We start from the raw sequence: 26,086 nt of genomic DNA on the forward strand, positions 1-26,086 counted from the left end.
AGCTACGCGCTGACGAACTCCCGCTCCCGCATCCACTTCGTCGCCACCCACTTCTCACCGCGCGTGACCGCGCTGCTGGCGTGCAGCGAGGCGTGGTCCAGTTCGCCGCGTGAGTTGACGTACTCGAAGTAGACGGCGTTGCCGCGTTGGGGCGAGACCGCCCAACCCGCTGCCGGGAACACCGTCTCGCCGCCGCCGGGAACGTCGTTGAGGTAAGTGACCAGCGTGCTCACCCGCTGCCCGCCCCGCGCGATCGACGCCTGATTCGCCGGATTCGACGGCACCAGGAAGTCGTAGTGCGGGGCGCTGCCGGCACCCTCGGGGTAATGCAGGATCTGCAGCCCTTCGCCGTGCGATACCGGCAGGTTCATGATCTCCGCGATGCGCCGATCCAGGCGCGCGATCAGCGACGTCTCGGCCGGGCGGAAGAACATGCCGAGGCTGCTGCGCAAGCCGCTCACGACATCGCGCCCGGTGCGCGGATCGACGAGCGTCGACGGCCTCAGACGGCCGCGCGCCAGGGCGATGACCTCCTCGCATTCGTCGGCGCTGAAGACGCCGTTGAGCACCGCCAGCATCGGCCGTTCCGCGCGGGCGGCCACGCGCACGACGCGGTCGTCCGTCGCGATCGAGGTGCCCGGCCGGAAGCGCGGCGTTTCGTACCGGTAGGGAGGAACGCCGTCGATGGCCGATGGCATCGGCATTCCCGTCGACATCCCCATCGGTGCCGGCATCCCCATCGGCGTCGAAGCAGGCGTGAGTTCGACCTGATCGATCGGCATCGCGCGCTCGCCGCGCCGCGCGCGCACGAACGCATCGACGATGGCCTGCGCGGCTTCGGCCGCGATGTCGCGCTCCTGCAGCGCGCCGCGCAGATCGCCCGGCGCCACGCCGTTGTCCAGATGCTGGCGGACCCAGTCCCCCAGCGCGGCAGGAAAACGAACGACAGTCGTCATCACGGTGTCCGCCTCAGAGCAGGTCCACGGCGACCCAGCCGGTCTCCGTCTGCTTGAACGTTTCCTGCAGCTGCGTGCGGCCCGCGCCGCGGATCACCTGCGCGACGACGGGGAAGACCTTCTGCAGTTCGGCGTCGCCGGTCCACGGCGCGGCCTTCACCTGGTAGGTGTAGCTCACGACTGCGTGCCGGTCCTTGCCTTCGCCCCCGATCTCCCAGCGCACCACCTTGTCCAGGCTCAGCTTGGCCGCGCAGAAATCGCCGCGCGTCTCCTTGGCGCCGTCGGCCCTGGGTTGCTCACGCGTCACGTAGAACCGCCTGCCGGTCTCCGTCAGCGCGTAGCGACGGACCTTCATGTGATGCGAGACCTCGTTGTCGTCCTTGACGTCGACCTCGGCCACCGTCGATTTCGCGAGGCCGAGCCGCTCCAGCACCGGCAATTGCAGCGCGTTGCGCGCGCCGGCGTCGATCTCGCGCTGGGTCAGGTCGATCGGCCACTCGCGCTTGGCCAGGCACAGGTCGCCGCGCTTGGCGAGGTAGTCCCTCATACCCGGCGCGAAGTCATTGGCGACCGACTCGGCTGAAGCGGTGGCACCGCAGGCGCCCGCCGCGGGCGCGGTCGCCGGCACCGTGTCCTTGTCGTTGAGCGTGTTCAGGAAGCAGATCAGGTCGGCGATGTCCTGCTCCGACATCGGCGGCTTGCTGTGGGCCGCGCGGCCGTCCAGCGGCATCTGCGTGTCGATGTTGCCGAGGAACCGCTTGGGCAGGTCGTCGAACTTGCTGACCTTGCCGCCGACGTACTGCGTGGTGATCAGGCCGTAGGTCGGGAAGTCGGCGTCGGGCGTCGCCTTGGGCGTGCCGCCCACGGTCGGATACCAGAGCTCGGGCATCGTGTCGCGCGTGTTGTAGAAGCGGATCGTCTGCTCCAGCGAATGGAAGATCCCGTTGTGGAAGAAGCTGCGGCGCGTGGCGACGTTGCGCAGCGTCGGCGACTTGAACATGCCGCAGAAGGTGTTGCCCTTCACCGGCGCGTGGTCGGTGCGCAGCGGGCCGCACAGGCCGATGTCCGCGTAGCTCGCGTCCGCGTTGGCCGGGATCGCCGCGTTGCGCGGCGCGCCGATGGCCTCGTAGGAGAAGTCCGTGAAGATCGCCGTGCTGCCGTTCAGCCCGGCGCCCTGGTAGTGGCACGAGGCGCAGTTGCCGCCGTTGGGATCGGCGAAGACCTTCAGGCCGCGCGCCTCGGCCGCGGTGAGCACGCCGCCGATCTTGTTGCCGATGTAGAGGTCGAACTTGCTCGAGTAGGGATGGAAGCTCACGTCCTCCAGCTGGAAGGCCTGCAGCGCCTTGCCGGCCGCGGCGAAGGCCTGGTCCGCGTTGTCGAAGATCGTCGCGCCGAACGCCTGCCGGAACTGCTCGGCATACGGGCCGGCCTGCAGCTTCTTCACGACGTCGGCCGCGCTGGCGTTGGCCATCTCGTTGGGGTCCAGCAGCGGCAGCCCCGCCTGCTCGGCGAGCGTCGCCGCGCGACCGTCCCAGGCGAAGCCGCCGCCGGGGCCAGGCACGCTGACGCCGTCGGGGTTGTCGAGCAGGTCCGCGTAGGGCGGCGTCGCGTCCTTGTAGCGCAGCGAGGGCACGGCGCGCAGGCCGGCGTTCTTCAGCTCGGGACCGCCGAGCTGCACCGACAGGTCGTTGGGCGGGCCGTAGGCGTTCTTCGGATCGTGGCAGGTGGCGCAGGCCATGCGACCGGAGCCCGACAGCGTCGCGTCGAAGAACATCTTCTGACCGACCTGGGCGATCGGACTCAGCGGCATGACGGGATTCAGCGCGGTGCCGGCGGAGGAGGCCGCCTCCGCGCCGGATGTGGCGGCATCGATGTCGGCCTTGCCGGACGGGCCGCAAGCGGCCAGCAGCAGGCCAAGTCCGATGGGCACGCCGGCGCGGAGGACGGCGCTCACTTCTTCAGCGCCCAGACGCTGGTCTGGACCGTGTCGGCGCCGATCTGCGCGGCCGTGTTCACGTCGGCCGACTGCTTCTGCGCGTAGTTGGCCGGGGCCTTCCACGCATGGTTGATCGCGCGCACCGAGTCGAAGTGGGTGTCGGCGCTGCCGGCGTATTCAGGCAGGTTGAGGATGTTGGCCGCGATGAACTTCTCGGTGTACTTCGAGCGGTTCATGTACGACGCATCCACCGCCGGGTCGGCCAGCTGGAACATGTCCTGCAGCGTGCGGACGAATGAGAAGTGGCTGTAGGCATCGCCGTCGGACACGCCCTTGGGCGCGTCGGCCTGGTTGGTCAGGATGCCGAAGATGCTCTCGCCGTGGCCGCGGTTGCCCTTGGTGTAGTTGTTGACGGAGCTGTCGACCGTGACCGCGCCGGTCTTGGCGTCGACGACCGCCGGCTTGGACACCGCGCTGTTGGACACGTTCCAGCCGCAGCACGAGTTGAAGCCCGAGGTGGCGCTGCCTTCGTCGAACATCAGCACGATGGCGACGCGCTTGGCGGGGTTCTTCCACAGCGCGGAGGCCTGGATCTTCTTCACCAGCGCGTCGACGTAGTTGTCGCCGCGCGTGATGATGTTGGCCGCCGAGCTCTGCGCCACGTTGTTGGCGACGCTGCCGCAGTCGCTGGCCGTGGCGGTGCTGCCGTTGGCCAGCTTGCCGATGACGCTGATGCCGTGCATGTCGTCGCACTGGTCGGGGACCAGGAAGTTCAGCGTGCCGACCTTGCCGCTCGCCAGGTCGGTGCCGAGCTGGTCGATGTCGTAGTTGGCCGGCATGGCGTAGGCGGAGCTGCTCTTGAGGTTGGCGTCCCACTGGCCGCCGCCCATGGTGCGGTTGCTGTACTTGAACTCCGGCGCGCTGCGGACGTTCTGGTAGGCCATGCCCGGATGGTGCTTGGTCTTGTACAGGCCGGCAGGCATGGGCAGCGTCAGGCCGGCGTTGCCGACGGCCGCGGTGTTGCCGTTGAGTGTGCCGGGCGCGTAGACGTTGTCGGTCGCGGTGACGGCGGCGTCGGCCACGGAGTCGGTGCGGAAGTCCTGGCCCGGGTTCATCGACTCGCTGTAGGTGCGCCAGGTCATGCCGGCGGCCGTGATCGCGTTGAACAGATTGGGCTTGCCGACGATGTTGTGGTTGACCGCGGCGGTCTGCGTGCAGCTGGCCGCGAACGGCGAGCTCGCCAGACCGGCTTGGGACTTGTCGGGCAGCGGCAGATCCTGGACCGCGTTGGCGCCGGTCGCGTCGCAGTTCCACTGGCTGTCGTCGGTGATGCCAAAGTCGTCGGCGCCGCCGAGGGCGGTGTAGTTCGGCTCGGACGGGTTGCCAGTGGCGTAGTAGCTGGTCAGCTGGTTGCCGGCGGCGAGCAGCGCGTTGATCTTGGGCGCCCACGGCGAGCCCTTGATCGACAGCGTGGCCTTGTTCTCCAGCATCACGATGAAGATGTGGTCGTAGCGCGGCACGCCTTCGAGCTCGAACGCGGCCTGCTGCGATTGCGCGAAGGTGATCTTGGCGCGCGCGTCGGTGCCGGTGGGCGCGGTGGCGGTGCTCACGTTGGCGGCGCCGGCCAGGCGCGGATCGCCGCCCGGGGTCGCGAGCGCGTCGGGGTACAGGTCGCCGCGGTCCAGCTTGGTGATCGCGTAGGTGAAGCGGTTGTCCAGGGCCTTGGACTCGGCCAGCATGGCGGTCTGCTCGGCGCCGGTGACGGTGTTCACGTCGGCCAGCACGTTGGCCAGGGACACGCCGATGCGGGTGGCGACGGTCTGCTTCTCGACGGCGTAGCTGGTGCCGTTGGCTTCGACCAGGCGCTGCACTTCCGACGACAGCGGGCTGATGACGACGTTGCCGGCCTGCTCGATGACCTGGTCCAGCGACGCGCGCAGCACGTCGCGGCTGGCGACCTTGGCGCCGGTGGACAGGGTGGCGTCGGTGCCGATGTCGGCGATCAGCGCGGCGTTGGCCGGCATCGTGAGCGAGAAGTGGCCCTTGGCGTCAGTGACGACGGCGTTCTCGGTGGTGTCGCAGACGCCGTTGGCGTTGGTGTCGACGCAGACCTTGGCGCCGACGTAGTAGGCCGGATCGATCTTCGGATCGGTGGCGCTGCCCGGCGTGAAGCTGGTGGCGGTGACGACGCCGTTGATCGTGACGCTGGGCGATTGCGTGTCGTTGTCGGAGCCGCAGGCGGCCATGATGGCGGCGGCAACGAGCGTGAGCGAGACGTTCAGCGCGGCGGATTTGCTGTGTCGCATGGGAGTCCTGGAGTGGTGGCGTTGGCTGTGCTCGAAGGTCCCGGAAGGGCACCGCTCGAAACGCCGCGCACTCTAGAAATCACGCATGACGGATCCGTGTCATCACACGTCAAGGCCGCGTGAGGGCCCTTGCGCCGCAAGGGCTGGCTCGTTTCGCAAAGTTAGGTGAAGCGATGCGCACGCCTGGAACGGGCCGCGATGCGCACGGGGCTTGGCGCAGTCCCAACGCGTTGCGCTGCGCCGCGACGCGCTGTTCCGCAGCGCCGTTCGAGGACCTCAGCCCTTCACCCCACCCGCCGTCAGCCCCGACACGATCCACCGCTGCGCCAGCAGGAACACCGCCGTGATCGGCAGGCCCGAGAGCACGGCCGCGGCCGCGAAGTCGCCCCAGAGGAAGCGCTGGTCGTGCAGGAAGTATTTCGACCCGACCGCCAGCGTGAGGTTGGACTCCTCGCGCAGCAGCACCGATGCGACCGGGTATTCGATGATGCAGCCGATGAAGGCCAGCACGAACACCACCATCAGGATGGGCACCGCCATCGGCAGCAGCACCAGCCGGAAGGCCTGCCAATGCGACGCGCCGTCGACCTTGGCGTTCTCCTCGATCTCCACGGGGATGGTCTCGAAGTAGCCCTTGATGGTCCAGATGTGCGTCGCCACGCCGCCCAGATACGCGACGATCACGCCCGCATGGGTCTCGATGCCCAGCCACGGCACGAAGGTGCCGATGGTCTCGAAGATCGCGTAGATCGCCACCAGCGCCAGCACCGCCGGGAACATCTGCAGCAGCAGCATGCTGTTCAGGATGCTGGCCTTGAATGGGAACTTCAGCCGCGCGAAACCGTAGGCCGCCGTCGTCGAGATCGCCACGATCAGCACCGCCGAGATCGTCGCCACCTTGATCGAATTCCACAGCCAGGTCAGCACCGGGAAGGGCGGCTGCACCAGTGAGCCGTCCGCCGCCTGGTAGGGGATGCCCAGCGCCAGCTGCCAGTGCTCCAGGCTGATCGTCGTCGGGATCAGGCTGCCGGTGGCGAAGTTGCCCGGCCGCAGCGAGATCGACACCACCGCCAGCAGCGGGAACAGCGTGATCGCCAGGAAGCCCCACAGCAGCACATGCGCGGCGACGACGCGCCAGCCCGCCTGTTTGCCTCGAACGATGGCCATGTCGTGTCCTTGTCCTTCGATGCCGTCCGCCTCAGCGGTTGGCGTTGCGCATCAGGCGCAGGTTGAGCAGCGACATGCCCGCCACCAGGATGAAGATCAGCGTCGAGATCGCCGCAGCCAGGCCGAAGTCCGTGCCCGAGTCGCGGAAGGCGATGCGGTAGGTGTAGCTGACCAGGATGTCGGTCTGCCCCGCGGGGATCTTGGTGGACAGGTAGTCCGGCCGCCCGTCGGTCAGCAGCGCGATCAGCACGAAGTTGTTGAAGTTGAACGCGAAGGCCGAGACCAGCAGCGGCGACAGCGGCTTGATGATCAGCGGCGCCGTGATCTTGAAGAAGTTGGTCAGCGGCCCCGCGCCCGCCAGCGCCGAGGCCTCGTACAGGTCCGAGGGGATCGCCTTCAGCAGCCCCGTGCACAGGATCATCACGTACGGATAACCCAGCCACACGTTGACGATCAGCAGCATCGTGCGCGCCAGCGACGGGTCCGCGAACCACGCCGGCCGCACGCCGAAGAGCGCGTCCAGGATCGCGTTGATCTCGCCGAAGTTCTGGTTGAACAGGCCCTTGAACACGAGGATGGAGATGAAGCCCGGTACCGCGTACGGCAGGAACAGCAGCGTGCGGTAGGTCGTGCGGTAGCGCAGGTCCTCCCAGTTCAGCAGCACCGCCAGCATCATGCCGATCGCCGTCGCGAAGACCACCGTCAGCAGCGAGAACACCACCGTCCATCCGAAGATCGACAGGAAGGGGCCGCGGAACTCCGCGTCGAACAGCATGCGCTTGTAGTTCTGCGCCCCGACCATCACCTTGTAGCCGGGCGCGAGGTGGGTGCCCGCCGCCGCGCCCTGGCCTTCGTAGTAGCCGGTGCTCGCGTCGGGACGGAAGAGCGCGCCGTCGGCGACGCGCTTCAGGGCGCCGTCGGCCTGCTCCTCGAAGTGCGGGCGGATCGGGCCGAACTCGCGCAGGCCGAGGTAGCGCAGCGTCGAGGCGTCGCCCGTGCCGCCCGTCTCGCCTGTGCCGCCGGTGGCCGCGGTGCCGCCGCTCTCGCCCGGCAGCCGCAAGCGCAGCTGCGCCAGCGCCTGGCGGTGTTCCACCAGTTCCTTCAGCGTGAGCGGGAGGCCCAGCGTCGCGTCCGCCGGCCCGGTCGCCTGCATCGCGACGTCGACCGGCTTCGTGCCCTGGCGCAGCGCCAGCGGCGGCGACGCGAACTGCGCCATGCCGTTGGCCGGATCGCGCAGCACCACGCGGAACTCGCCGCCGGCGCCGTGCACGCGGTAGTCGCGCACGGACTCCAGCACCGTGTCGTGCTGGTCGAGCAGGAACTCGCGCACGCGCTCCTGGCTGAGCAGATGGGCGGACGAGTAGTTGGTGAAGCCGATCTGCGTCGTGTACGCGAGCGGGAACGCGATGAACAGCAGCATCCCGGCCACGCCGGGGAAGAGGTAGCGGTAGGCGAAGCCCGCCTTGGAGAGGTAGACCGCGAAGCCCGCGCCGAAGAGCAGCAGCACGCCGAGCGCCCAGCTCGTCAGTCCGGCCGCGTACAGCATGAAGACGAGGTAGAGCGACGCCAGCGCGATCACGGCCATCGTCGGCCAGTACAGCGCCTTGGCGAGCCGGTCCAGCGCGCCGGGCGCCTGGCGCGTGTAGGGCTCGGAGAGCGGCGAGCCGGGCAGGGCGGCGAGTGATGCGGATGAGCCGGAGGAGGCGCCGGCCCCCGAGGTCGAGGCGGTCGTGGCGTTCATTGCTTGAGCAGCATCCGGCCCGACGCGCCGTCCAGCGCGTCCTTGGGGCTTTGCAGGCCGTTGGTGATCGCCTCCAGCGCCGCGTCCATCGCGGTCCAGAAACGTCCCACCTCGGGGATGTTGGGAATGGCCTCGCCGGCGCGGGCGTTCTCCATGCTGGCGCGGATCAGCGGGTTCACCGACAGCTGCTGGTAGAAGGCCTTGTTGGCCGGCACGCCGATGGGCACGTCGGCGTCGAGCACCTGCAGCGAGGCGGGCCGCATCAGGTGGTGCTCGATGAACTCGCGCGCGAGGTCCTTGTTCTTCGAGGGCGCCGAGATCATGCAGCCCAGCACGCCGACGAAGGGCTTGGACGGCTTGCCCGCCACCACCGCCGGGATGGGCGCGACGCCGATCTCGATGCCGGCCTTGCGCGCGTTGTCCCAGGCCCAGGGGCCGGAGATCATCATCGCGACCTCGCCGCGGGCGAAGCCCGATTCCATCTCGGCGTAGCGCGCGCCGCGCGGCATCACGCCTTCGACGATCAGGCGCTCCAGCATCCGGCCCGCGGCCAGCGCGCCGTCGTTGTTGACGTCCACTTTCCGTGCGTCGAATTCGCCCTGCGCGTCACGTCCGAAGATCACGCCGCCGGCGCCGGCGAACATCGGCCAGGTGAAGAAGCTCTTGTTGTAATCCCACAGGATCGCGTGCTTGCCGCGCCGGCGCAGGTCTTTGTCGAGCGCGATCAGCGCGTCCCAGGTCGCGGGCGGCTTGGACACCAGCGCCTTGTTGTAGATCAGGCCGGTGGTCTCGATCGCGATCGGGTAGCCCCACAGGCGGCCCTGGTAGCGGAAGGCCTGCCAGGCGGCGGGCTCGACCTCGTCGTAGAGCGTCTTGCGTGGCTGCACGGGTGTCAGCAGTCCGGCCTTGGCCCACTCGCCGACGCGGTCGTGCGGCCAGCAGAAGACGTCCGGTCCCTTGCCGGCGCCGGCGGCCTGCGTGTACTTCTCGGGCGCGTCGACCGGATGCTCGACGACGACCTTCACGCCGGACTCGCGCTCGAACGCGTCGCCGACCTTCTGCAATCCGTTGTAGGCCTTGTCGCCGTTGATCCAGACGAGCAGCTTGGGCGGCGTCTGCGCCGCAACCTTCCCGCAGCCGCCGAGCAGCGCGATGGCGGCCGCCGCCGCGAACGCGCCGCGGGTCAGCGCCGAGCGCGTGGCCGCGCGCTTCAAGGAAGTCTTCATTCCGCCGCTCCGAGCCGCTTGAATGCCAGGCCCTGAGCGTCGAAGAGGTAGCAGAGGTCCGGCGGCAGATGCAGCTGCAGCGTGTCGCCGGCGCGCACGCGCGTCCTGCCGTCGAACTCGCAGGTCAGCGCGTCCTCGACGCCCGGGTAGGCGCAGTACGCATGCGTCACGCCGCCCAGCAACTCGACGAAGGTGACGGTGCTGGCGATCAGGTTGGCGTCGCCGCCGACCTCGAAGTGTTCCGGCCGCAGGCCCAGCGTGACCTTGTCGCCGGCCTTGGCGCGCGAGGCGTCGACGCGCGTGCGGATCATCGCGCCGTCGGCGAGTCGCACGGTCGCGTGATCGGCGCTCGCGGTCACGACGTCGGCCTCGATGAAGTTCATCTTCGGGCTGCCGATGAAGCCGGCGACGAAGAGGTTGTCCGGATGCTCGTAGAGTTCCAGCGGCGTGCCGACCTGCTCGATCGAACCGGCGCTCAGCACGACGATGCGGTCCGCCAGCGTCATCGCCTCGACCTGGTCGTGGGTGACGTAGACCATCGTGGTCTTCAAGTCCTCATGCAGCTTCGCGAACTCGTAGCGCATGCGCACGCGCAGCGCCGCGTCGAGGTTGGACAGGGGCTCGTCGAAGAGGAAGACCTCGGGCTTGCGCACGATCGCGCGGCCGATCGCGACGCGCTGGCGCTGGCCGCCGGACAGGTCCTTGGGCTTGCGCTCCAGCAGGTGCTCGATGTGCAGGATGCGCGCGGCGTAGCGCACCGAGCGGTCGATCTCGTCCTTGGGCACCTTCGCCAGCTTCAACCCGAACGCCATGTTGTCGTACAGGTTCATGTGAGGATAGAGCGCGTAGCTCTGGAACACCATCGCGATGCCGCGCTCGGCGGGCGGCACGTCGTTGACCAGCCGGCCGCCGATGCGCAGCTCGCCGCCGGTGATGTCCTCCAGGCCCGCGATCGTGCGCAGCAGCGTCGACTTGCCGCAGCCCGACGGACCCACGAAGACCATGAATTCACCGTCCCGGATCTCCAGGTCGATGCCATGCAGGATCTTGGTCTCGCCATAGGCCTTGGCCACGGCTTGCAGCTTCACATCCGCCACGGGGTGTCTCCTTGTTTGTAGAGAATATACATGTCTGATTGACGATTCACAACGCGACATCCCCGGATGCGAGCGCATCGAATCGCTATAAATCAATGACTTGGCATCAAACTCGGGATAACCCGATGTAGTGAAACTACAGAAATTACAGAGGCTTGAGGGATACTTCGTTTCATGATGACCGCCTCCCCCGACCAGGTCGCCGCCTTCGAGCAGGCGCTGCGACGTGAACGCCCCCTGGCCAGCCCCGCTGCTGCGGTCGCCGCCGCGATCGCCTCGGCCGCCGCCACCGGGCCCGCCGGTGCTTCGGCTGCCGACCTGCACGCGATGATGCGCGCCGCCGCGGGCGCCTGCCGCGAGGTGCTGGACCGGCGTTGGGCCGCGACCCAGGCGACCGACGCCGCCCGCGGCGCGTCGGCGGGCGTGCGCCGCGTGCATTACCTGTCGATGGAATTCCTGATGGGCCGGGCGCTGGGCAACGCGCTCGCGGCGCTGAAGCTGGAGGCGCCCCTGCGTGCCGCATTTTCGGCGCAGGCCGGTGAGGGGCAGTCCTTGTCCGACGTGCTGGAGCGCGAGAGCGACGCGGCGCTGGGCAACGGCGGCCTTGGCCGGTTGGCGGCCTGTTTCCTCGATTCCTTCGCGGAGCTCGGCCTGCCGTCCTTCGGCTACGGGCTCCGTTATCAATACGGCATGTTCGCCCAGGGCATCCGGGACGGCCGCCAGGTCGAGTCGCCCGACGACTGGATGGCGCTGGGCAATCCCTGGGAGGTGCCGCGTCCCGAGTGCCGCTATCCGGTGGGCTTCGGCGGGCATGTCGAGGTCGATGCGCGCGGGGCGCGCCGCTGGTGGCCGACCGACCACCTGATCGCGCAGGCCTATGACTTCATCGTGCCGGCGCATCACAGCGAGCGCGTGTCGACGCTGCGGCAATGGCACGCGCAGGCCGCCGCGCCCATCGACTTCGCCGCCTTCTGCCGCGGCGACCACCACGGCGCCGCCGCCCATCGCGTCGCGGCGGATGCGCTCAACTGGGTGCTCTATCCCGACGACAGCACCGAGGCCGGCCGCCGGCTCCGACTGAAGCAGGAGTTCTTCCTGGTCAGCGCCTCCATGCAGGACCTGATCGCGCGTCACCTGCGCGAGACCGGTTCGCTCGCGGGCCTGGGCCGCGCCAACGCCATCCACCTGAACGACACGCATCCGGCGCTCGCGCCCGCCGAGCTGATGCGGCTGCTGCTCGACGACCACGCCCTGGGCTGGGACGAGGCCTGGGCGATCACCCGCGAGGCGGTCAGCTACACCAACCACACGCTGATGCCGGAGGCGCTGGAGACCTGGCCGGTCCGGCTGTTCGAGCAGCTGCTGCCGCGCCACCTCGAGATCGTCTACGAGATCAACCACCGTTTCCTCGAAAGCGTGAAGCAGCGCTTCCCCGACGACGTCGACCTGCTGCGCCGCGTGTCGCTGATCGACGAGGGCGACAGCCGCGGCAACGAGCGCCGCGTGCGCATGGCCGCGCTGAGCATCGTGGTCTCGCACCGCGTCAACGGCGTGGCGGCGCTGCACTCGGACCTGATGGTGAAGACCATCTTCGCGGACTACGCGCGGATCTTCCCCGGCCGTTTCCACAACGTCACCAACGGCGTGACGCCGCGCCGCTGGCTGCAGCAGGCGAATCCGGGCCTGTCGACGCTGCTGGACGATCGCATCGGGACCGGCTGGCGCCGGCGCCTGGACGAGCTGGAACAGCTCCGCCCGCTGGCCGCCGACGTCGGGCTCGGCGAGCAACTGCGCGCCGTGAAGCGGGAGAACAAGGAACGCCTGGCGGAGCGCGTCCGGCGCGAGCTCGGCGTGACGATCCACGTCGACAGCCTCTTCGACGTCCAGATCAAGCGCATCCACGAATACAAGCGCCAGCTGCTGAACCTGCTGCACGTCATCAGCCGTTATCAGGCGATCGTCGCGAACCCGACGGCGGACTGGGTGCCGCGCACCGTGGTGATCGCGGGCAAGGCCGCATCGGCTTACGTGGCGGCGAAGTCCATCATCGAACTGGCGCACGACGTCGCCCGCGTCATCGACGCGGATCCGCGCGTCGGCGACAAGCTCAAGCTGGTCTTCCTGCCCAACTACGGCGTCTCGCTGGCCGAGGTCGTGATCCCGGCCGCCGATCTGTCCGAGCAGATCTCCACCGCCGGCACCGAGGCGTCGGGCACGGGGAACATGAAATTCGCGCTCAACGGCGCCCTGACGATCGGCACCTGGGACGGCGCCAACATCGAGATGGCGCAGGCCTTCGGCGAGCGCAACATGTTCACCTTCGGCCTGAAGACCGAGAAGGTCGAGGCGCTCAAGCGCGCGGGCTACGAGCCGCGCCGCGTCGTCGAGCAGAACCCGGCGCTGTTCGACGTCATCGACGCGATCGCGCGCGGAGACTTCTCGCAGGGCGATCCGGGCCGTTACCGCACGCTGATCGACAAGCTGCTCGGCGAAGACCAGTACCTGCTGATGGCCGACTTCGCCGACTACCTGCGCGCGCAGCGCGAGGTCGACGACCTGTTCCGCGACCCGGCGGCCTGGCACCAGCGCGTCGCGCTGAACATCGCCGGCATGGGGATGTTCTCCTCGGACCGGACGATCGAGGAGTACGTCGAGCGCGTCTGGTCGGTGAAGAGCCTGGACTGACCCCGGGACCGCGAGCTGCCTCCGATGACGACGTTGCTGCCCGATGCCGACCTCGCGCTGCTCGCGCGCGGCGGGCATCCGCGTCCGTGGTTGTGGCTGGGCGCGCATCCCGTCGAGGTCGACGGCGAGCCGGGTGTCCGTTTCGCGGTGTGGGCGCCCCGGGCGTCGCGTGTCGCCGTGGTCGGCGACTTCAACGGCTGGTCCGGCGCCGCGCATCCGATGCGTCGCCGCGATGAACACGAGGCCGGTATCTGGGAAGGCTTCGTGCCCGGCGCATCGCGCGGCCAGTTCTACAAGTACGAGGTCACCGGTCCCGATGGCGCCGTGCTGCCGCTGAAGGCCGATCCGTATGCATTCCGGGCCCAGCTGCGCCCGGACAACGCGAGCATCGTCGAAGGACTGCCCGCCGCGCATCCGTTGCCGGAAGGCCGCGCAGCGCTCAACCGCCGGGATGCCCCGATCAGCGTGTACGAGGTGCATGCCATGTCGTGGCGCCCGGATGCGGGCTGGGATGCCCTCGCGCGCGAGTTGCCGGGGTACGCGGCCGGTCTCGGCTTCACGCATGTGCAGCTGATGCCGATCACCGAATTCCCCTTCGACGGCTCGTGGGGCTACCAGACGCTGGGCCTGCATGCGCCGACCGCGCGGCTGGGAGCGCCCGACGGCCTGCATCGCTTCGTCGACGCCTGCCACGCGGCGGGGTTGGGCGTGCTGCTCGATTTCGTCCCGGCGCATTTCCCCGAGGATCCGCACGGTCTCGCGACGTTCGACGGCACGGCGCTCTACGAATATGCCGATCCGCGCGAGGGCTGGCATCGCGACTGGCACACGCTGATCTACGACTTCGGCAAGCCGCAGGTGCGGCAGTTCCTGTGCGGCGCGGCGCTGTTCTGGGCCGAGCGCTACGGCATCGACGGCCTGCGCGTCGACGCGGTCGCCTCGATGCTGTACCGGGACTACTCGCGCCCGCCCGGCGAGTGGATTCCCAACATCCACGGCGGCACCGAGAACCTCGAAGCCATCGCGCTGTTCAAGCGTCTCAACGAGGTGCTCGGCTGCGAGGCGCCTGGCGTGATCACGATCGCCGAGGAGTCGACCGCCTTCCCGCTCGTGTCCGCGCCGACCTCGGTCGGCGGCCTGGGCTTCCATTACAAGTGGAACATGGGCTGGATGAACGACACGCTGCATTACATGCGCGAGTTGCCTATCCACCGCTCGTGGCATCACGAGAAGATGAGCTTCGGCCTCGTCTATGCGTTCAGCGAGAACTTCCAGCTGCCGCTCTCGCACGACGAGGTGGTGCATGGGAAGGGATCGCTGCTGCGCAAGATGCCGGGCGAGGAGGCCGAGCGCTTCGCGCAACTGCGCGCGTACTTCGGCTTCATGTGGGCGCATCCGGGCAAGAAGCTGCTGTTCATGGGCCAGGAGTTCGCGCAGCGCGACGAGTGGAACTTCGAGCGCGCGCTGCCCTGGGAGCTGCTCGACGATCCGCGCCATGCCGGCGTTCAGCGGCTCATCGGCGACCTCAACCGCCTGTATCGCGACCGGCCCGCCTTGCATCGGCTTGACGGCGAGCGTGACGGCTTCGAGTGGCTGGTCAAGGATGACCTGCAGCATTCGGTCTTCGCCTGGATCCGCCGAGCCGGCGAGGGGGAAGCGCGCGCCGGCGTCGTCGCGGTCAGCAACTTCACGCCCGTCGCGCGCGTCGGATACCGGCTGCCGGTGCCGCACGGCGGTCCGTGGCGCCTGGTGCTGAACACCGATGCGGCGATCTACGGCGGCAGCGATGTCGCCATCGCGCCACCGGATGCGGCGCACCTGCTCACGGCGCCGGACGACGATCCCGCCATCGTCTTGACGCTGCCGCCGTTGGCGACGATCTTCCTGGTGCCGGCCTGAGCCGGCGACGACCTCGACCCTTCTCCGACACTTCCTCCCGCGACGTTTCGAATGAGCGCTCCTTCCGATCTGTCCGCATCACTGGCTCCAACATGTGCCACGTCGATGGCTCGTGGCCGCCATGAACCGCTGGGCGCCACCGTCCGCGACGGCGGCGTCAACTTCGCCGTGTTCTCCGCCCATGCGACGCGCGTCGAGGTCTGCCTGTACGACGAGGCCGGCACGACCGAGCTCGCGCGCCATGCGTTGCACGGCCCGGTCGATGGTCTCTGGACCGGCTTCCTCTGTGGCGTTCAGGCGGGACAGCACTACGGCCTGCGCGCGCACGGCCCGCACGCACCGCGCGAGGGACATCGCTTCAATGCGGCCAAGCTGCTGCTGGATCCGTATGCGCGCGAGATCATCGGCGAGTTTCGCAACCTGCCCGAGGATCACGGGTATCCCTTCGGCCACCCGGAGGGCCCTTTCGCGCTGGACGAGCGCGACAACGGCGCGACCGCGCTGAAGGCGCGTGTCGCCGCGCCGCTCTCGGGTCCTGGCCCGCGCGCCAGCGCGCCGCGACATGCGCCGCAGGACGTGGTGCTGTACGAAGTCCATGTGAAGGGGTTCTCGATGCGCCATCCGGAGATCCCGGAGGCGTTGCGCGGCAGCTATGCGGCGCTCGCGCATCCGGCGGCGATCGCGCACTTCAGGCGGCTCGGCGTGACCACGCTGTCGCTGCTGCCGGTGCAGTTCGCCGTCGACGAACCGCATCTCTTCGGCACAGGCCTGCGCAACTACTGGGGCTACAACACGCTGGGCTTCTTCGCGCCCGATCCCCGGCTGGCCTGCGCCGCCGTGCGCCACGATCCGACCGCCGTCGTCGCCGAGTTCCGCGCGATGGTCCAGACACTGCACGAGGCCGGACTCGAAGTCGTCCTCGACGTCGTCTACAACCACACCCCCGAAGGCAACGAGTGGGGCCCGACGCTGTCGCTGCGCGGGCTCGACCAGAAGAGCTACTACCGGCTGCAGGCCGACGATCCCTCGCGGATGGAGAACCTCACCGCCTGCGGCAACACCGTCAACGTCGAGCATCCGCGCGTGACGCAGCTGGTGCTGGACTCGCTGCGCTTCTGGGTCGGCGAGATGGGCGTGGACGGCTTCCGCTTCGACCTCGCGCCGGTGCTCGGACGCACGGCCGCGGGACACGATCCTCAAGCGGCGTTCTACACGGCGCTGCGCCAGGATCCGCTGCTCTCGCAGGTCCACCTGATCGCGGAGCCCTGGGACGCCGGTCGGGACGGTTATCAGCTCGGACGTTTCCCCGGCCGCTTCATGGAGTGGAACGACAAGTTCCGCGACGGCGCGCGCGGGTTCTGGCTCGGTCACGGGCCGGACGGCAAGGCCGTCACGCGCGGCGAGTTCGCGCGGCGCTTCGGCGCGTCCAGCGATGTCTTCCATCCGCCGGGACCGTGCGGTGAGCCGGGGCAGCGCTCGCCGCTCGCCTCGATCAACTTCCTGGCCGTGCACGACGGCTACACGCTGAACGACCTCGTCAGCTATGCCCGCAAGCACAACGAGGCCAACGGCGAAGACAACCGCGATGGCCGCGACGGCGAGCTCTGCGGCAACTTCGGCGTCGAGGGTCCGACCGACGACCCCGCCATCCGCGACGCCCGCGAGCGCGCGCGCCGCGCGATGCTCGCGACGCTGCTGCTGTCGCAGGGCACGCCGATGCTGTACTCGGGCGACGAGTTCGGCAACAGCCAGGGCGGCAACAACAACGCGTACTGCCAGGACAACGAGATCGGCTGGCTCGATTGGCCCGCCGCCGACGATGCGCTGATCGCGTTCACCGGCGAACTGGCGCGGTTGCGGCGGTCGCATCCGATGCTGCGCCATGCCGAGTGGTTCCCCTTGCCCGGCTGCGCGCCTGAAGCTGGATGTGCTGGCTCGGCTGAATCCGCTGGACCGGCCGGATCGCCGCAGCGCACCAGCGCGCTGCGCTGGTTCCATCCCGACGGCCACGAGATGCGCGAGCACGACTGGAGCGACGATCGACAATTCGCGTTGAGCGCGCTGCTGAGCGACTCCCGCGAACAGCTGCTGCTGATCGTCCATCCCGGCGCGACGCCGACCCGCGTCGCTTTGCCCGCGGCAGGCGAGGGCGCCTCGCCCTGGCGGCTGCTGATCGACAGCAGCGGCGAACTCGCCCCGGCGACCTTGAGCGACGATGCGCTCGTCGCGCCGGCGCGCAGCCTGCTGCTGTGCATCGCAGCGCCCCTGCTTTCCTGATACTTCCGATACTGACCCCTCGAGCGACACCATGACGATCGACCTCAACAAGCGCCAATCCGGCGTGCTGCTGCACATCACCTCGCTGCCCGGCCCGAACGGCGCCGGCGACTTCGGCCCCGAGGCCTTCCACTTCGTCGACTGGCTGCAGTCGGCCGGCCAGGCCATCTGGCAATGGCTGCCGAGCACGCCGATCGGTCCCGGCGAGAGCCCGTACCAGGGCGTGTCGGCCTTCGCCGGCAATCCGTGGATGGTGGCGTTCGAGCCGCTGGTGGCGAAGGGCTGGCTCGCCGCGCCGGTGCTGCCGGACGGCGGCTTCGATGCGAAGCGCGTCGACTACGGCCGCGTGATCCCGTGGCGCGAGCAGCAGCTGCGCGCCGCCTCGGCGGGCTTCTTCGCGAAGGCGTCGGCCGCGGACCGCGCCAGCTACGAGCTGTGGTGCGAGTCCCAGCGCGACTGGTTGCCGGACTACGCGCTCTTCATGGCCGTCCGCTCGTCGCGCCATGGCCAGGCCTGGTGGGAATGGCCGCGCGACCTGGCCGGCCGCGACCCGCGCGCGCTGGTCGCCGCGCGCGAGCAGTACGCTGATGAGGTCGGCTTCTGGCAGTTCGTGCAATGGAATTTCGACGTCCAGGTCGGCGCGCTGAAGACCTACGCGAACGCGCGCGGTGTACACATCATGGGCGACCTGCCGATCTTCGTCGCACACGACAGCGCCGACTGCTGGGCCCGCCCCGACCTGTACGAGTTCGACGAGAACTTCCAGACGACCGTTGTCGCCGGCGTGCCCCCGGACGCGATGGCGGCCACCGGCCAGCGCTGGGGCAATCCGATGTACCGCTGGGACAAGATGGCCCACGAGCACTTCGCGTGGTGGACCGCGCGCGTAAAACGCATGCTGAGCTCGGCGGACGTGTTCCGCATCGACCACTTCCGCGGCTTCGCCGCCTATTACGAGATCCCCGCCGACAGCCCCGACGCCACGCGCGGCGTCTGGAAGACCGGTCCCGGCAAGGCGCTGTTCGACGCGATCGCCAAGTCGCTGGGCACGCTGCCCATCGTGGCCGAGGACCTCGGCTTCATCACGCCCGACGTCCATGAGCTGCGCAACGCGCTCGATTACCCGGGCATGAAGATCCTGCAGTTCGGCTTCGGCGGCGACGGCGGGCACGAGTTCCTGCCGCACAACTGGCCGCGCGCGGCCGTCTGCTACACCGGCACGCATGACAACGACACGGTCCGCGGCTGGTGGAACCAGGCCAGCGCCCATGAGCGCGCCTACGCCGCCGCCTACCTGCCCGCCGGCGACGACGACATCCACTGGGCCATGATCCGCGGCTGCGCGAACTCGGTGGCCAACGTCGCGATCTACCCGCTACAGGACGTGCTCGGCCTGGGCAGCGAACACCGCATGAACGTGCCCGGCGTCCTCGGCGGCAACTGGGAGTGGCGCTTCACCTGGGACATGGTCGGCGCCGAGCCGGGCCGCGTGCTCGGCCTGATCGCCGCGACCAGCGGGAGAGCCCCTATTGCCGGCGCCGGGCTGCCGGAGTGAAATGCTCTGAAACCGCTTTCACAATAGCTGGGCCGCCCTGGATGGCGGTCTAGGGGAAAGCGAGGGCGGTGGTTGCGGAGGCGCTTCCTCCACAATCGGAACCACCGAGAGACAACGTTGTCATCGAACCGTCGGGCGCCAGCGCACCGTGCGGCGGACAGCGAACGGAGCCGCCCATGAGCACGACCGAAATCTTCCTGATCGCCATGGCGATCATCTTCACCGTCCCCTACCTGGTCTGGCGATTGGGGGGCACGGACTACTTCGCCCCGCTGGTCGTGGTGCAGATCATCACCGGCATCCTGCTCGGGCCGGGCGTGCTGGGCCGGGCCTTCCCCGAGTACTACCAGTTCGTCTTCAACCCCTCGGTGGTGCAGTCGCTCAACGGCGTGGCCTGGTGGGCGGTGATGATCTTCGTGTGGATCGCCGGCATCGAACTCGACCTGAAGAAGGCCTGGGCGCATCGTGTCGAGAGCGGCATCACGGCCGGACTCGCCCTGGGCGTGCCCATGGTGTTCGGATCGGCGGCGGCTGTGGTGCTGCTGGGGATGGGCTCGCAATGGATGGGCCCGCAGGCGCACACGTGGCAGTTCATCGTCGGTGTCGGCATGGCCTGCGCGGTGACGGCGCTACCCATCCTCATCCTGCTGATGGAGAAGCTGGAGATCCTGCGCCAGCCGATCGGCCAGCGCATCCTCCGTTACGCCAGCCTGGACGACATCCTGATCTGGGGCGTGCTGGCGGTGATCCTGATGGACTGGTCGCGGGTCGGCAAGCAGGTGATGTTCCTGGCCGCGTTCGCGGTGGCGACGGTGCTGTTCCGAGGGCTGATGCGCGCCATCCCCGCGCGGGACCGCTGGTACGTGGGCCTGATCTGGCTGGCGATCATCGCGTTCGGCGCCGACTGGTCCGGCCTGCACTACATGGTCGGGGCCTTCCTGGCCGGCGTCGTGATGGACGCCGAATGGTTCGAGCAGCAGCAGATGGATGCGCTGCGCCATCATGTGCTGCTGGTGATCATGCCGGTCTTCTTCCTCAGCACGGGCCTGCGCACGCAATGGGGACTGGAGGGCGGCATGGTGTTCGCCGCGGCGGCGCTGCTGCTGGCGGCATCGGTCAGCGGCAAGCTGCTGGGCACGCACGTGGCCGGGCGCATCCTCCGGTGGGGCCCCGGCGAGGCCGGCATCATCGGCTGGCTGCTGCAGACCAAGGCGCTGATCATGATCATCTTCGCCAACGTGCTGCTGGACAAACAGATCATCACCAACGAGACCTTCACCGCGCTGCTGCTGATGGCGGTGGGCTCGACGATGCTGACGGTGCCCGTGGTGGCGCCACGCCTGGCGCGGATCAAGGAACTGGTGTTCCGCGCCAGTTGAATGCTGGCTGAACGCCGGTTGGCGCGAGTTGGCGCCGGCTGACGCCTGCCGAAGGTGGCGCCTCCACAGGTGGTCGATAAGGTGACCGCGCACGTGCTGCGCGATCCGGCGCTGCTCGGACACCCGCCGAGGGCCGGCCAGGCAGAATCCGGCCATGTCGGATGACGGGAGCCTGCCTTGATCGATCACCTCGACCACCTGGTCCTCACCACCGCCCATGAGGCGGACTGCATCCGTTTTTATACCGAGGTGCTCGGCATGCGGCTCGAGCGCTTCGTCGGCGGGACGCCGCCGGTCGCGCGCCAGGCCTTCCTCTTCGGCGCGCAGAAGATCAACCTCCATGTCAAGGGCCGGGAGTTCGAGCCCAAGGCCCACGTGCCGATGCCAGGTGCGCTGGACCTCTGCTTCATCGCGTCGGTGCCGCTGGAACAGGTGATCGAGCGCCTGGACACGCTGCAGGTGGCCATCATCGAAGGACCGGTGATGCGCACGGGCGCGACCGGGAAGATCCGCTCGGTCTACGTGCGCGATCCCGACCTCAACCTGATCGAGATCTCGGAGCTCGCGGACGCGGTTTAGCGGGTCAGCATCGCCGCGTGAGCCAGGGTGGGCATGTGCGACAGCATCGAGGTCGACGGCACCATCGCCGCCTGGGCGGCGGCGCTCACGACCACCGCGGCCGTCGCCGACCATGGCAGGCCGACGCGGGCCTCGGACAGCAGGCGCGACGGCACGTCCATCACGTGAGCGACGATGCTGAGGGACTCGTCCGCGCGGGCGAGTTCGATCTCCTGCGCCGACATGCCCACGAACACATGCGCGAAGCCCTGCTCGATGGCGTCGAGCGCAGCTTCCGTGGCGCGACGCCAGCGCTTCACCGCGGCGACATCGGCCCGGGAGGCGGACTCGGGCACCGCCCAGCGCGGATCGCCGCCCGTCACCGCGCGCGCGGCGTTGAACGCGTCCACCACGCCGGCGGGGCCGCCGAGCCGGGCGTCGAGCACCTGCATGGCGATCACGCCAGCCAGCGCGCGCTGGTGATAGGGGACCATGACTCGTTCCAGGATGACTTCGTAGCGACGCATGACGGTTCCTCGGTGCTGGGCTGCTGAATGGGGAAGATGAGAATACTGTATGCAAATACAGTATTCAATCTCCGAGTGGCGGACAGCTGCCAACGCCTGGCAGCAGCCCGCCGCCAGTCAGAACTGCCAGTCGCCTTGCACGCGCGCGCCGTCGTCGCGACTGGCGCCGGTCTCCTGATGGTCCACATGGACGGACAGCGTCATGCGCGGACGCGGCAGCACGATCAGGCCGAGGTCGACCAGGGCACCGGTCCCGGCGCCCGAGGCGGCGCTCGTGCTGAAGCCCTGCGCGCCGGGCAGGCTGACGCGCCGGTTCACGGTGGCAGGGCCTCCGAGGTGCTGCAGGGCCACCGTCCCCTGCAGACGCCACGCTGAACCCAGCGCGAACTGCGCTTCGGTGTTGCCGTGGAAACCGACCATGCCGAAACTGCGGGCGTCGCGGGTGGCGCCGCCGCTCAACGCGATGGTGTCGTCGCCCGATTCCTTGAACCCGCCTGTCCAGGTCACGGTGTGTCCCAGCTGCAGGAACGGCTCGATCTGGCCGAAGGGCAGGCGACCTGGCAGTCCGACTTCGAGGAAGCCGTCGGCGTGATGGGCGCGCTCGCTCGCCTTCAACGACGAGACGGCCTTGCCGATGACGACCTCGCGTCGGGTGTCGACGTTCGTTTGCCCGTAGGTCAGCGCGCCGCGCAGGTTGAAGCCATGCCAGGCGGCCGCGCCATACGCTACCACCGACGCGGAATGCACGTCGGCGCGGTCCTGCTCCTGGCCGGGAGTGCTCAAGATCTGACGACCGGTGCCGACCGCGATGCCGAGTCGAATCTCGCGCGCGTGCAGCAAGTCGATGCCGGCGAGCAGTCCGTCGTCGTCGGCGCGGGTCGTGGCGACCTGGTCACCCGCCAGCGTGCCGTGAGACTGATAGGCGGTCACCCACAACCGCGCGCCGTCGTCGAATTCGCCGCGGGGGATCTGGACGTCTCGCAGGTGACGGCCCAGTGCGGTCCGTTGCTGTGACGCGACCAGGGCCGGAGCGTTGGCAGCGCCTGCCTGCAAGCCGCCTGCAAGGGCTTCCAGTGCCGCGCCCACCTCGTTGCGCGGCAGCTTGACCAACTGGTCCGCCGCCGGTGTCGAGGCCCCCTGGGAGTCGATCGAGCCGGCCACCGCGCCCTGGTTCGGCGTCTGCGCGAGGTCCTGGAACTGGACCGCATTGCGCTCCATCACCAGGGTGAGATCCTTGGCGCCCGGCTCCAGCTTGGGCGAAAGGAAGGCCAGGTTCGAGTCCACCGAAGCGTATTGGCCGACGGTCTGTCCAGCCTGCAGGAGATCGATGCGCGATCCCTTCGACCAGTCTCCGGCCTTGGCGTCGATATGGAGCACCGCGCCATCCACGGCCGCCTGTCCGTCAACGATCATGACGGGCATGCGTGCGGTCGGGTCCAGCGACGCCTTGACCTGCGCACCGGGATCGAGGTGCAGGTCCCCCTGCACATGCAGCGGTGCGGCGCCCGTGGTGAGTTGCAGCGTGGCATCCGGCGCCAGCGCGGCATTGCCGGCGATGGTGCCGTTGCCTTGCAGTCTCGCGCCGGCGGCGACATCGACATTGCCCTGCAACATGGCACTGCCGGCCGCCGCGGCGCCGACGGTCAGCCCGCCGCTGCGCACGCTGATGCCGCCGGCGCTTTGCGCGCCTTCGAGCGTCAGGTCGCCGGCGCCGGATTTCACCAGTTGTCCCGTGCCGCTCAAGCGGTTGTCCAGCAGCGCGTCGCGCGGCACGTCGAGCGAGAGCGTGGCGTTGTTGACGACCGCGCCGCTACCCAGCTGGTCCACCGTCGCACGCAGCGTCCCGGCGTCGATGCGCAGCGGACCGCTCCCGGTGTTGGTGCCGTCCAGCGTCAAAGTGCCGGCTCCGCCTTTCACGAACGTGCCGCTGCCCGACAGGCTGTTGTGGAGCGCACCATCCACCGCCTGATCGACGATCAGCGTGGCGTCGTTTCGAATGGCGCCGGTGCCGAAGCTGTCGGCGGAGCCCGTCAGCGTCCCACCGTTGACGGTCGTGCCGCCAGCGTAGCTGTTGGCGCCGCTCAGCGTCACCGAGCCCGGGCCCTGCTTAATCAGCGAGCCGCTGCCGGAAACGGGATTGCTCATCGTGCCGTCGGTCGCTTGATCGAGGACCAGCGTCGCGTCATTGCGAATGCCGCCGCTTCCAAGGCTGCCGGTCGTACCGACCAGCGTCCCGCCGCTGATCGTCGTGCCGCCGGCGTAGGTGTTGGGACCGGAGAGCGTCACCGAGCCGGAGCCCTGCTTGACCAGCGTGCCGGTGCCAGAGACGGGATTGCCCAGCGTGCCGTCGGTCGCCTGATCGAGGACGAGCGTGGCATCGTTGCGGATGCCGCCGCTTCCAAGGCTGCCGGTCGTCCCGACCAGCGTTCCGCCGCCGATCGTCGTGCCGCCGGCGTAGGTGTTGGGGCCGGAGAGCGTCACCGAGCCGGAGCCCTGCTTGACCAGCGTGCCGATGCCGGAGACGGGATTGCTCATCGTGCCGTCGGTGGACTGATCGAGGACCAGCGTGGCATCGTTGCGGATGCCGCCGCTGCCGAAGCTGTCGGTCGAGCCCACGAGCGCACCTGCGTTGATCGTCGTGCCGCCGGCGTAGGTGTTGGGGCCGGAGAGCGTCACCGAGCCGGAGCCCTGCTTGACCAGCGCGCCGCTGCCGGAGACCGGATTGCCCAGCGTGCCGTCGGTCGGCTGATCGAGGACGAGCGTGGCATCGTTGCGGATGCCGCCGCCGCCGAAGCTGCCTGTCGAGCCGATGAGCGTTCCGCCGCTGACCGTCGTGCCGCCGGCGTAGCTGTTGGTGCCGCTCAGTGTCTGTGTGCCCGCGCCGGTTTTCACCACTGCGCCGCTGCCGGCGATGGCGCCCGCGAAAGCGTGATCGCCGACGGTGTCCAGCGTCAAGGTCTGCCCGCCGAGCTGGATGGCGTTGGTGGCGGCGTTGCCGTCGAGGCCGCCCAGGCGCTGCGGCCGGCCCGCGTTCGCAAGGTCCAGGCCGGTGTCCTCGCCAGAGAACGTGATGATGCTGCCGTCGGGCAGGGTGCCGCCGGCCAGCGCCAGCGTGCCGTTGATCAGCCGCGTGTTGCCGCCAAAACTGTTGTCCTGGCTGGAGAGGGAAATGACGCCGCCCAGGCCTGCGTCGACCGCCAGGCCGCCGGCGCCGCCGATCCTCGCGGACAGATCACGGGCTGCGCCGTTGGCGTCCGCCGGAGCAGACAGCGTCAGCTCCTGGCCGGCCAGGACATCGACGCTCAGCAACCGGCCAGTCAGGTAGAGACCATCGTGGCTAGAACCGGGCGACAGACCGTAGCGCGTCGCCGTCGTGGCCACACGCTGGCCATTCTGGAGAACCTCCCCATCCGTGGTGGCTCCGACGAGTTGACCGTCGCCTCCCGCCAGACCAAGGCGGGAGGTGTCACCGATGACCTGCCCGCCGGGCGCCGCGCGAGCCAGCAGGAACGATACGCCGTCGTCACGCGTCATCAGGGAGCCCATCGAATCCGCGGTCTTGGCGCTGTGCAGGTCCGCGTCCACCAGCACCGTGCCGGTCCCCGACAGATCCAGGGTCCGGTTGATCTGCAGCGGATGCAGCGTGGACAGCTCATCCGCTGTCGCCGGTGTGAAGCGCACCAGCCCGCCGTTCATCTGCAGCGCGCCGAGCGATCCCGCTTGCTGGTGGGCGAGCAACTGGCCGCCGGTGTCCAGTCGCAGCGTGACGACGGACAGCGACTCCGCTCCCGGTCCGGACATCGAGAGGCTGGCGTTGGACAGGGCCAAGGTGCCCGTGAAGGCTGAGGCGCCAGCGGGCGCGGTGCTTCTGGTGAGTCGGTGCTGCGTGTCGCCGAGATCGACAGCCACGAGGCCATCTCCGCCGATGTGGCGCAGTTGCGTGTCGGTGGAAAGGGCCAGCGCAATCTGGCCGTCGCCGCTGACCGTGACGGCCCCGGCGCCCAGTTGCTGCTGGTCGGTGGCGGCCACGCGCCCGTTCAGGACATCGAGTCCGCCCGACGCACCCAGGGTCTGTCGAAGCGTCAGTTGCCCCGCGCCTGTCTTCTCGACACGACCCGTGCCGGAGACGATATTGAGCCAGTCCGCGTTGATCGACTGGTCGATACGCAGGAGGGCATTGTCGAGAATGCCGCCGCTTCCGAAGCTGGAGGCGGCGCCGACCAGCGTGCCGGCGTTGATCGTCGTGCCCCCGGCGTAGGTGCCGGTGCCGTTCAAGATCAATGAGCCAGCGCCTTGCTTGGTCAGGGAGCCGCTACCGGAGATGCTGGCGTTCAACACGCCATCCGCGACTTGACTCAAGACCAGCGAGGCGTCGTCGACGATCATGCCCACACCGAAGCTGTTGGAAGAACCGACGACGGTGCCCGCGCTGATGGTCGTGCCGCCGGTGTAGGTGTTGGTGCCGCTCAAGGTCAGCGTGCCCGAGCCCTGCTTGGTGAGCGAACCGGCGCCGGAGACAATGTTGCCCAGCGTGCCGTTGGCAGTCTGGTTGAGGACCAGCGCGGCGTTGTCCACGATCGCACCCGAGCCGAAGTTGCCCGTCGATCCCACGAGAGTGCCTGCGTTGATCGTCGTGCCTCCGGCATAGGTGTTGGCGCCGCTGAGGATCACGGTGCCCGCGCCGTGCTTGGTCAACGAACCGATGCCAGAAATGGCATTGCTGAGCGTGCCGGCGGACGCTTGATCCAGGACCAGTGAGGCGTTGTCGACGATCGCT

The 26,086-nt window shown here is 68.9% G+C and carries 14 protein-coding genes and 1 pseudogene; 6 read left to right on the top strand and 9 right to left on the bottom strand.

Features of this window, described 5'->3' with window-relative positions; all coding sequences use genetic code 11:
- Positions 1-2: 2 nt before the first annotated feature.
- The 7 genes and pseudogenes from PV762_RS02495 to PV762_RS02525 form a co-directional block, all read right to left on the bottom strand.
- Positions 3-956 carry a 2OG-Fe(II) oxygenase gene (locus tag PV762_RS02495; RefSeq protein WP_421033443.1) on the bottom strand — a complete coding sequence of 318 codons (954 nt, stop codon included), beginning with the start codon at positions 954-956 and terminating at the stop codon, positions 3-5.
- A gap of 595 nt (positions 957-1,551) precedes the next feature.
- A pseudogene (locus tag PV762_RS02500) lies at positions 1,552-2,910 on the bottom strand (cytochrome-c peroxidase); the annotation flags it as partial.
- Positions 2,907-5,198, bottom strand: a complete 2,292-nt coding sequence (locus PV762_RS02505) for a phosphoesterase (protein WP_421033444.1) — start codon at positions 5,196-5,198, stop codon at positions 2,907-2,909. The pseudogene PV762_RS02500 and the gene PV762_RS02505, both read right to left, overlap by 4 nt.
- Before the next feature lie 276 nt (positions 5,199-5,474).
- Positions 5,475-6,365 carry a maltose ABC transporter permease MalG gene (gene malG / locus PV762_RS02510; RefSeq protein WP_421033445.1) on the bottom strand — a complete coding sequence of 297 codons (891 nt, stop codon included), beginning with the start codon at positions 6,363-6,365 and terminating at the stop codon, positions 5,475-5,477.
- A 31-nt stretch (positions 6,366-6,396) separates the two neighbouring features.
- The gene (gene malF, locus PV762_RS02515) at positions 6,397-8,106 is read right to left on the bottom strand and encodes a maltose ABC transporter permease MalF (protein WP_421033446.1); all 1,710 of its coding nucleotides are present in this window, start codon (positions 8,104-8,106) and stop codon (positions 6,397-6,399) included.
- On the bottom strand, positions 8,103-9,332 hold the full coding sequence (malE, locus tag PV762_RS02520) for a maltose/maltodextrin ABC transporter substrate-binding protein MalE (protein WP_421033447.1): 1,230 nt from the start codon (positions 9,330-9,332) through the stop codon (positions 8,103-8,105). Before malE ends, malF begins: the two co-directional genes overlap by 4 nt.
- Positions 9,329-10,429: an ABC transporter ATP-binding protein gene (locus tag PV762_RS02525; protein ID WP_421033448.1), complete on the bottom strand. Its 1,101-nt coding sequence runs from the start codon at positions 10,427-10,429 to the stop codon at positions 9,329-9,331. Before PV762_RS02525 ends, malE begins: the two co-directional genes overlap by 4 nt.
- A 174-nt stretch (positions 10,430-10,603) precedes the next feature.
- Here PV762_RS02525 and PV762_RS02530 point away from each other — a divergent pair, with 174 nt between their 5' ends.
- The 6 genes from PV762_RS02530 to PV762_RS02555 all read left to right on the top strand — a co-directional run bounded on the left by PV762_RS02530 (position 10,604) and on the right by PV762_RS02555 (position 20,803).
- Complete coding sequence (locus PV762_RS02530; protein ID WP_421033449.1) at positions 10,604-13,114, top strand: glycogen/starch/alpha-glucan phosphorylase; 2,511 nt, start codon at positions 10,604-10,606, stop codon at positions 13,112-13,114.
- Between the two features lie 24 nt (positions 13,115-13,138).
- Complete coding sequence (glgB, locus tag PV762_RS02535) at positions 13,139-15,013, top strand: 1,4-alpha-glucan branching protein GlgB (protein ID WP_421033450.1); 1,875 nt, start codon at positions 13,139-13,141, stop codon at positions 15,011-15,013.
- 105 nt (positions 15,014-15,118) lie between these two features.
- Positions 15,119-17,290, top strand: coding sequence for a glycogen debranching protein GlgX (glgX, locus tag PV762_RS02540; protein ID WP_421033451.1), 2,172 nt, complete (start codon positions 15,119-15,121; stop codon positions 17,288-17,290).
- Between the two features lie 31 nt (positions 17,291-17,321).
- Positions 17,322-18,845, top strand: a complete 1,524-nt coding sequence (gene malQ, locus PV762_RS02545) for a 4-alpha-glucanotransferase (protein WP_421033452.1) — start codon at positions 17,322-17,324, stop codon at positions 18,843-18,845.
- Between the two features lie 176 nt (positions 18,846-19,021).
- The gene (locus PV762_RS02550) at positions 19,022-20,224 is read left to right on the top strand and encodes a cation:proton antiporter (protein WP_421033453.1); all 1,203 of its coding nucleotides are present in this window, start codon (positions 19,022-19,024) and stop codon (positions 20,222-20,224) included.
- Between the two features lie 177 nt (positions 20,225-20,401).
- Positions 20,402-20,803: a VOC family protein gene (locus tag PV762_RS02555; RefSeq protein ID WP_421033454.1), complete on the top strand. Its 402-nt coding sequence runs from the start codon at positions 20,402-20,404 to the stop codon at positions 20,801-20,803.
- On the opposite strand, the gene PV762_RS02560 is transcribed toward PV762_RS02555, so the two are convergent.
- Both PV762_RS02560 and PV762_RS02565 read right to left on the bottom strand, forming a co-directional pair.
- Positions 20,800-21,309, bottom strand: a complete 510-nt coding sequence (locus tag PV762_RS02560) for a hypothetical protein (RefSeq protein WP_421033455.1) — start codon at positions 21,307-21,309, stop codon at positions 20,800-20,802. The two genes, PV762_RS02555 and PV762_RS02560, sit on opposite strands and share 4 nt — an antisense overlap.
- A 117-nt stretch (positions 21,310-21,426) precedes the next feature.
- Positions 21,427-26,004, bottom strand: a complete 4,578-nt coding sequence (locus PV762_RS02565) for an autotransporter-associated beta strand repeat-containing protein (protein ID WP_421033456.1) — start codon at positions 26,002-26,004, stop codon at positions 21,427-21,429.
- Between the last annotated feature and the right edge of the window lie 82 nt (positions 26,005-26,086).

Source organism: Mitsuaria sp. CC2 (assembly GCF_048957715.1).
Classification (GTDB): Bacteria; Pseudomonadota; Gammaproteobacteria; order Burkholderiales; family Burkholderiaceae_C; genus Roseateles.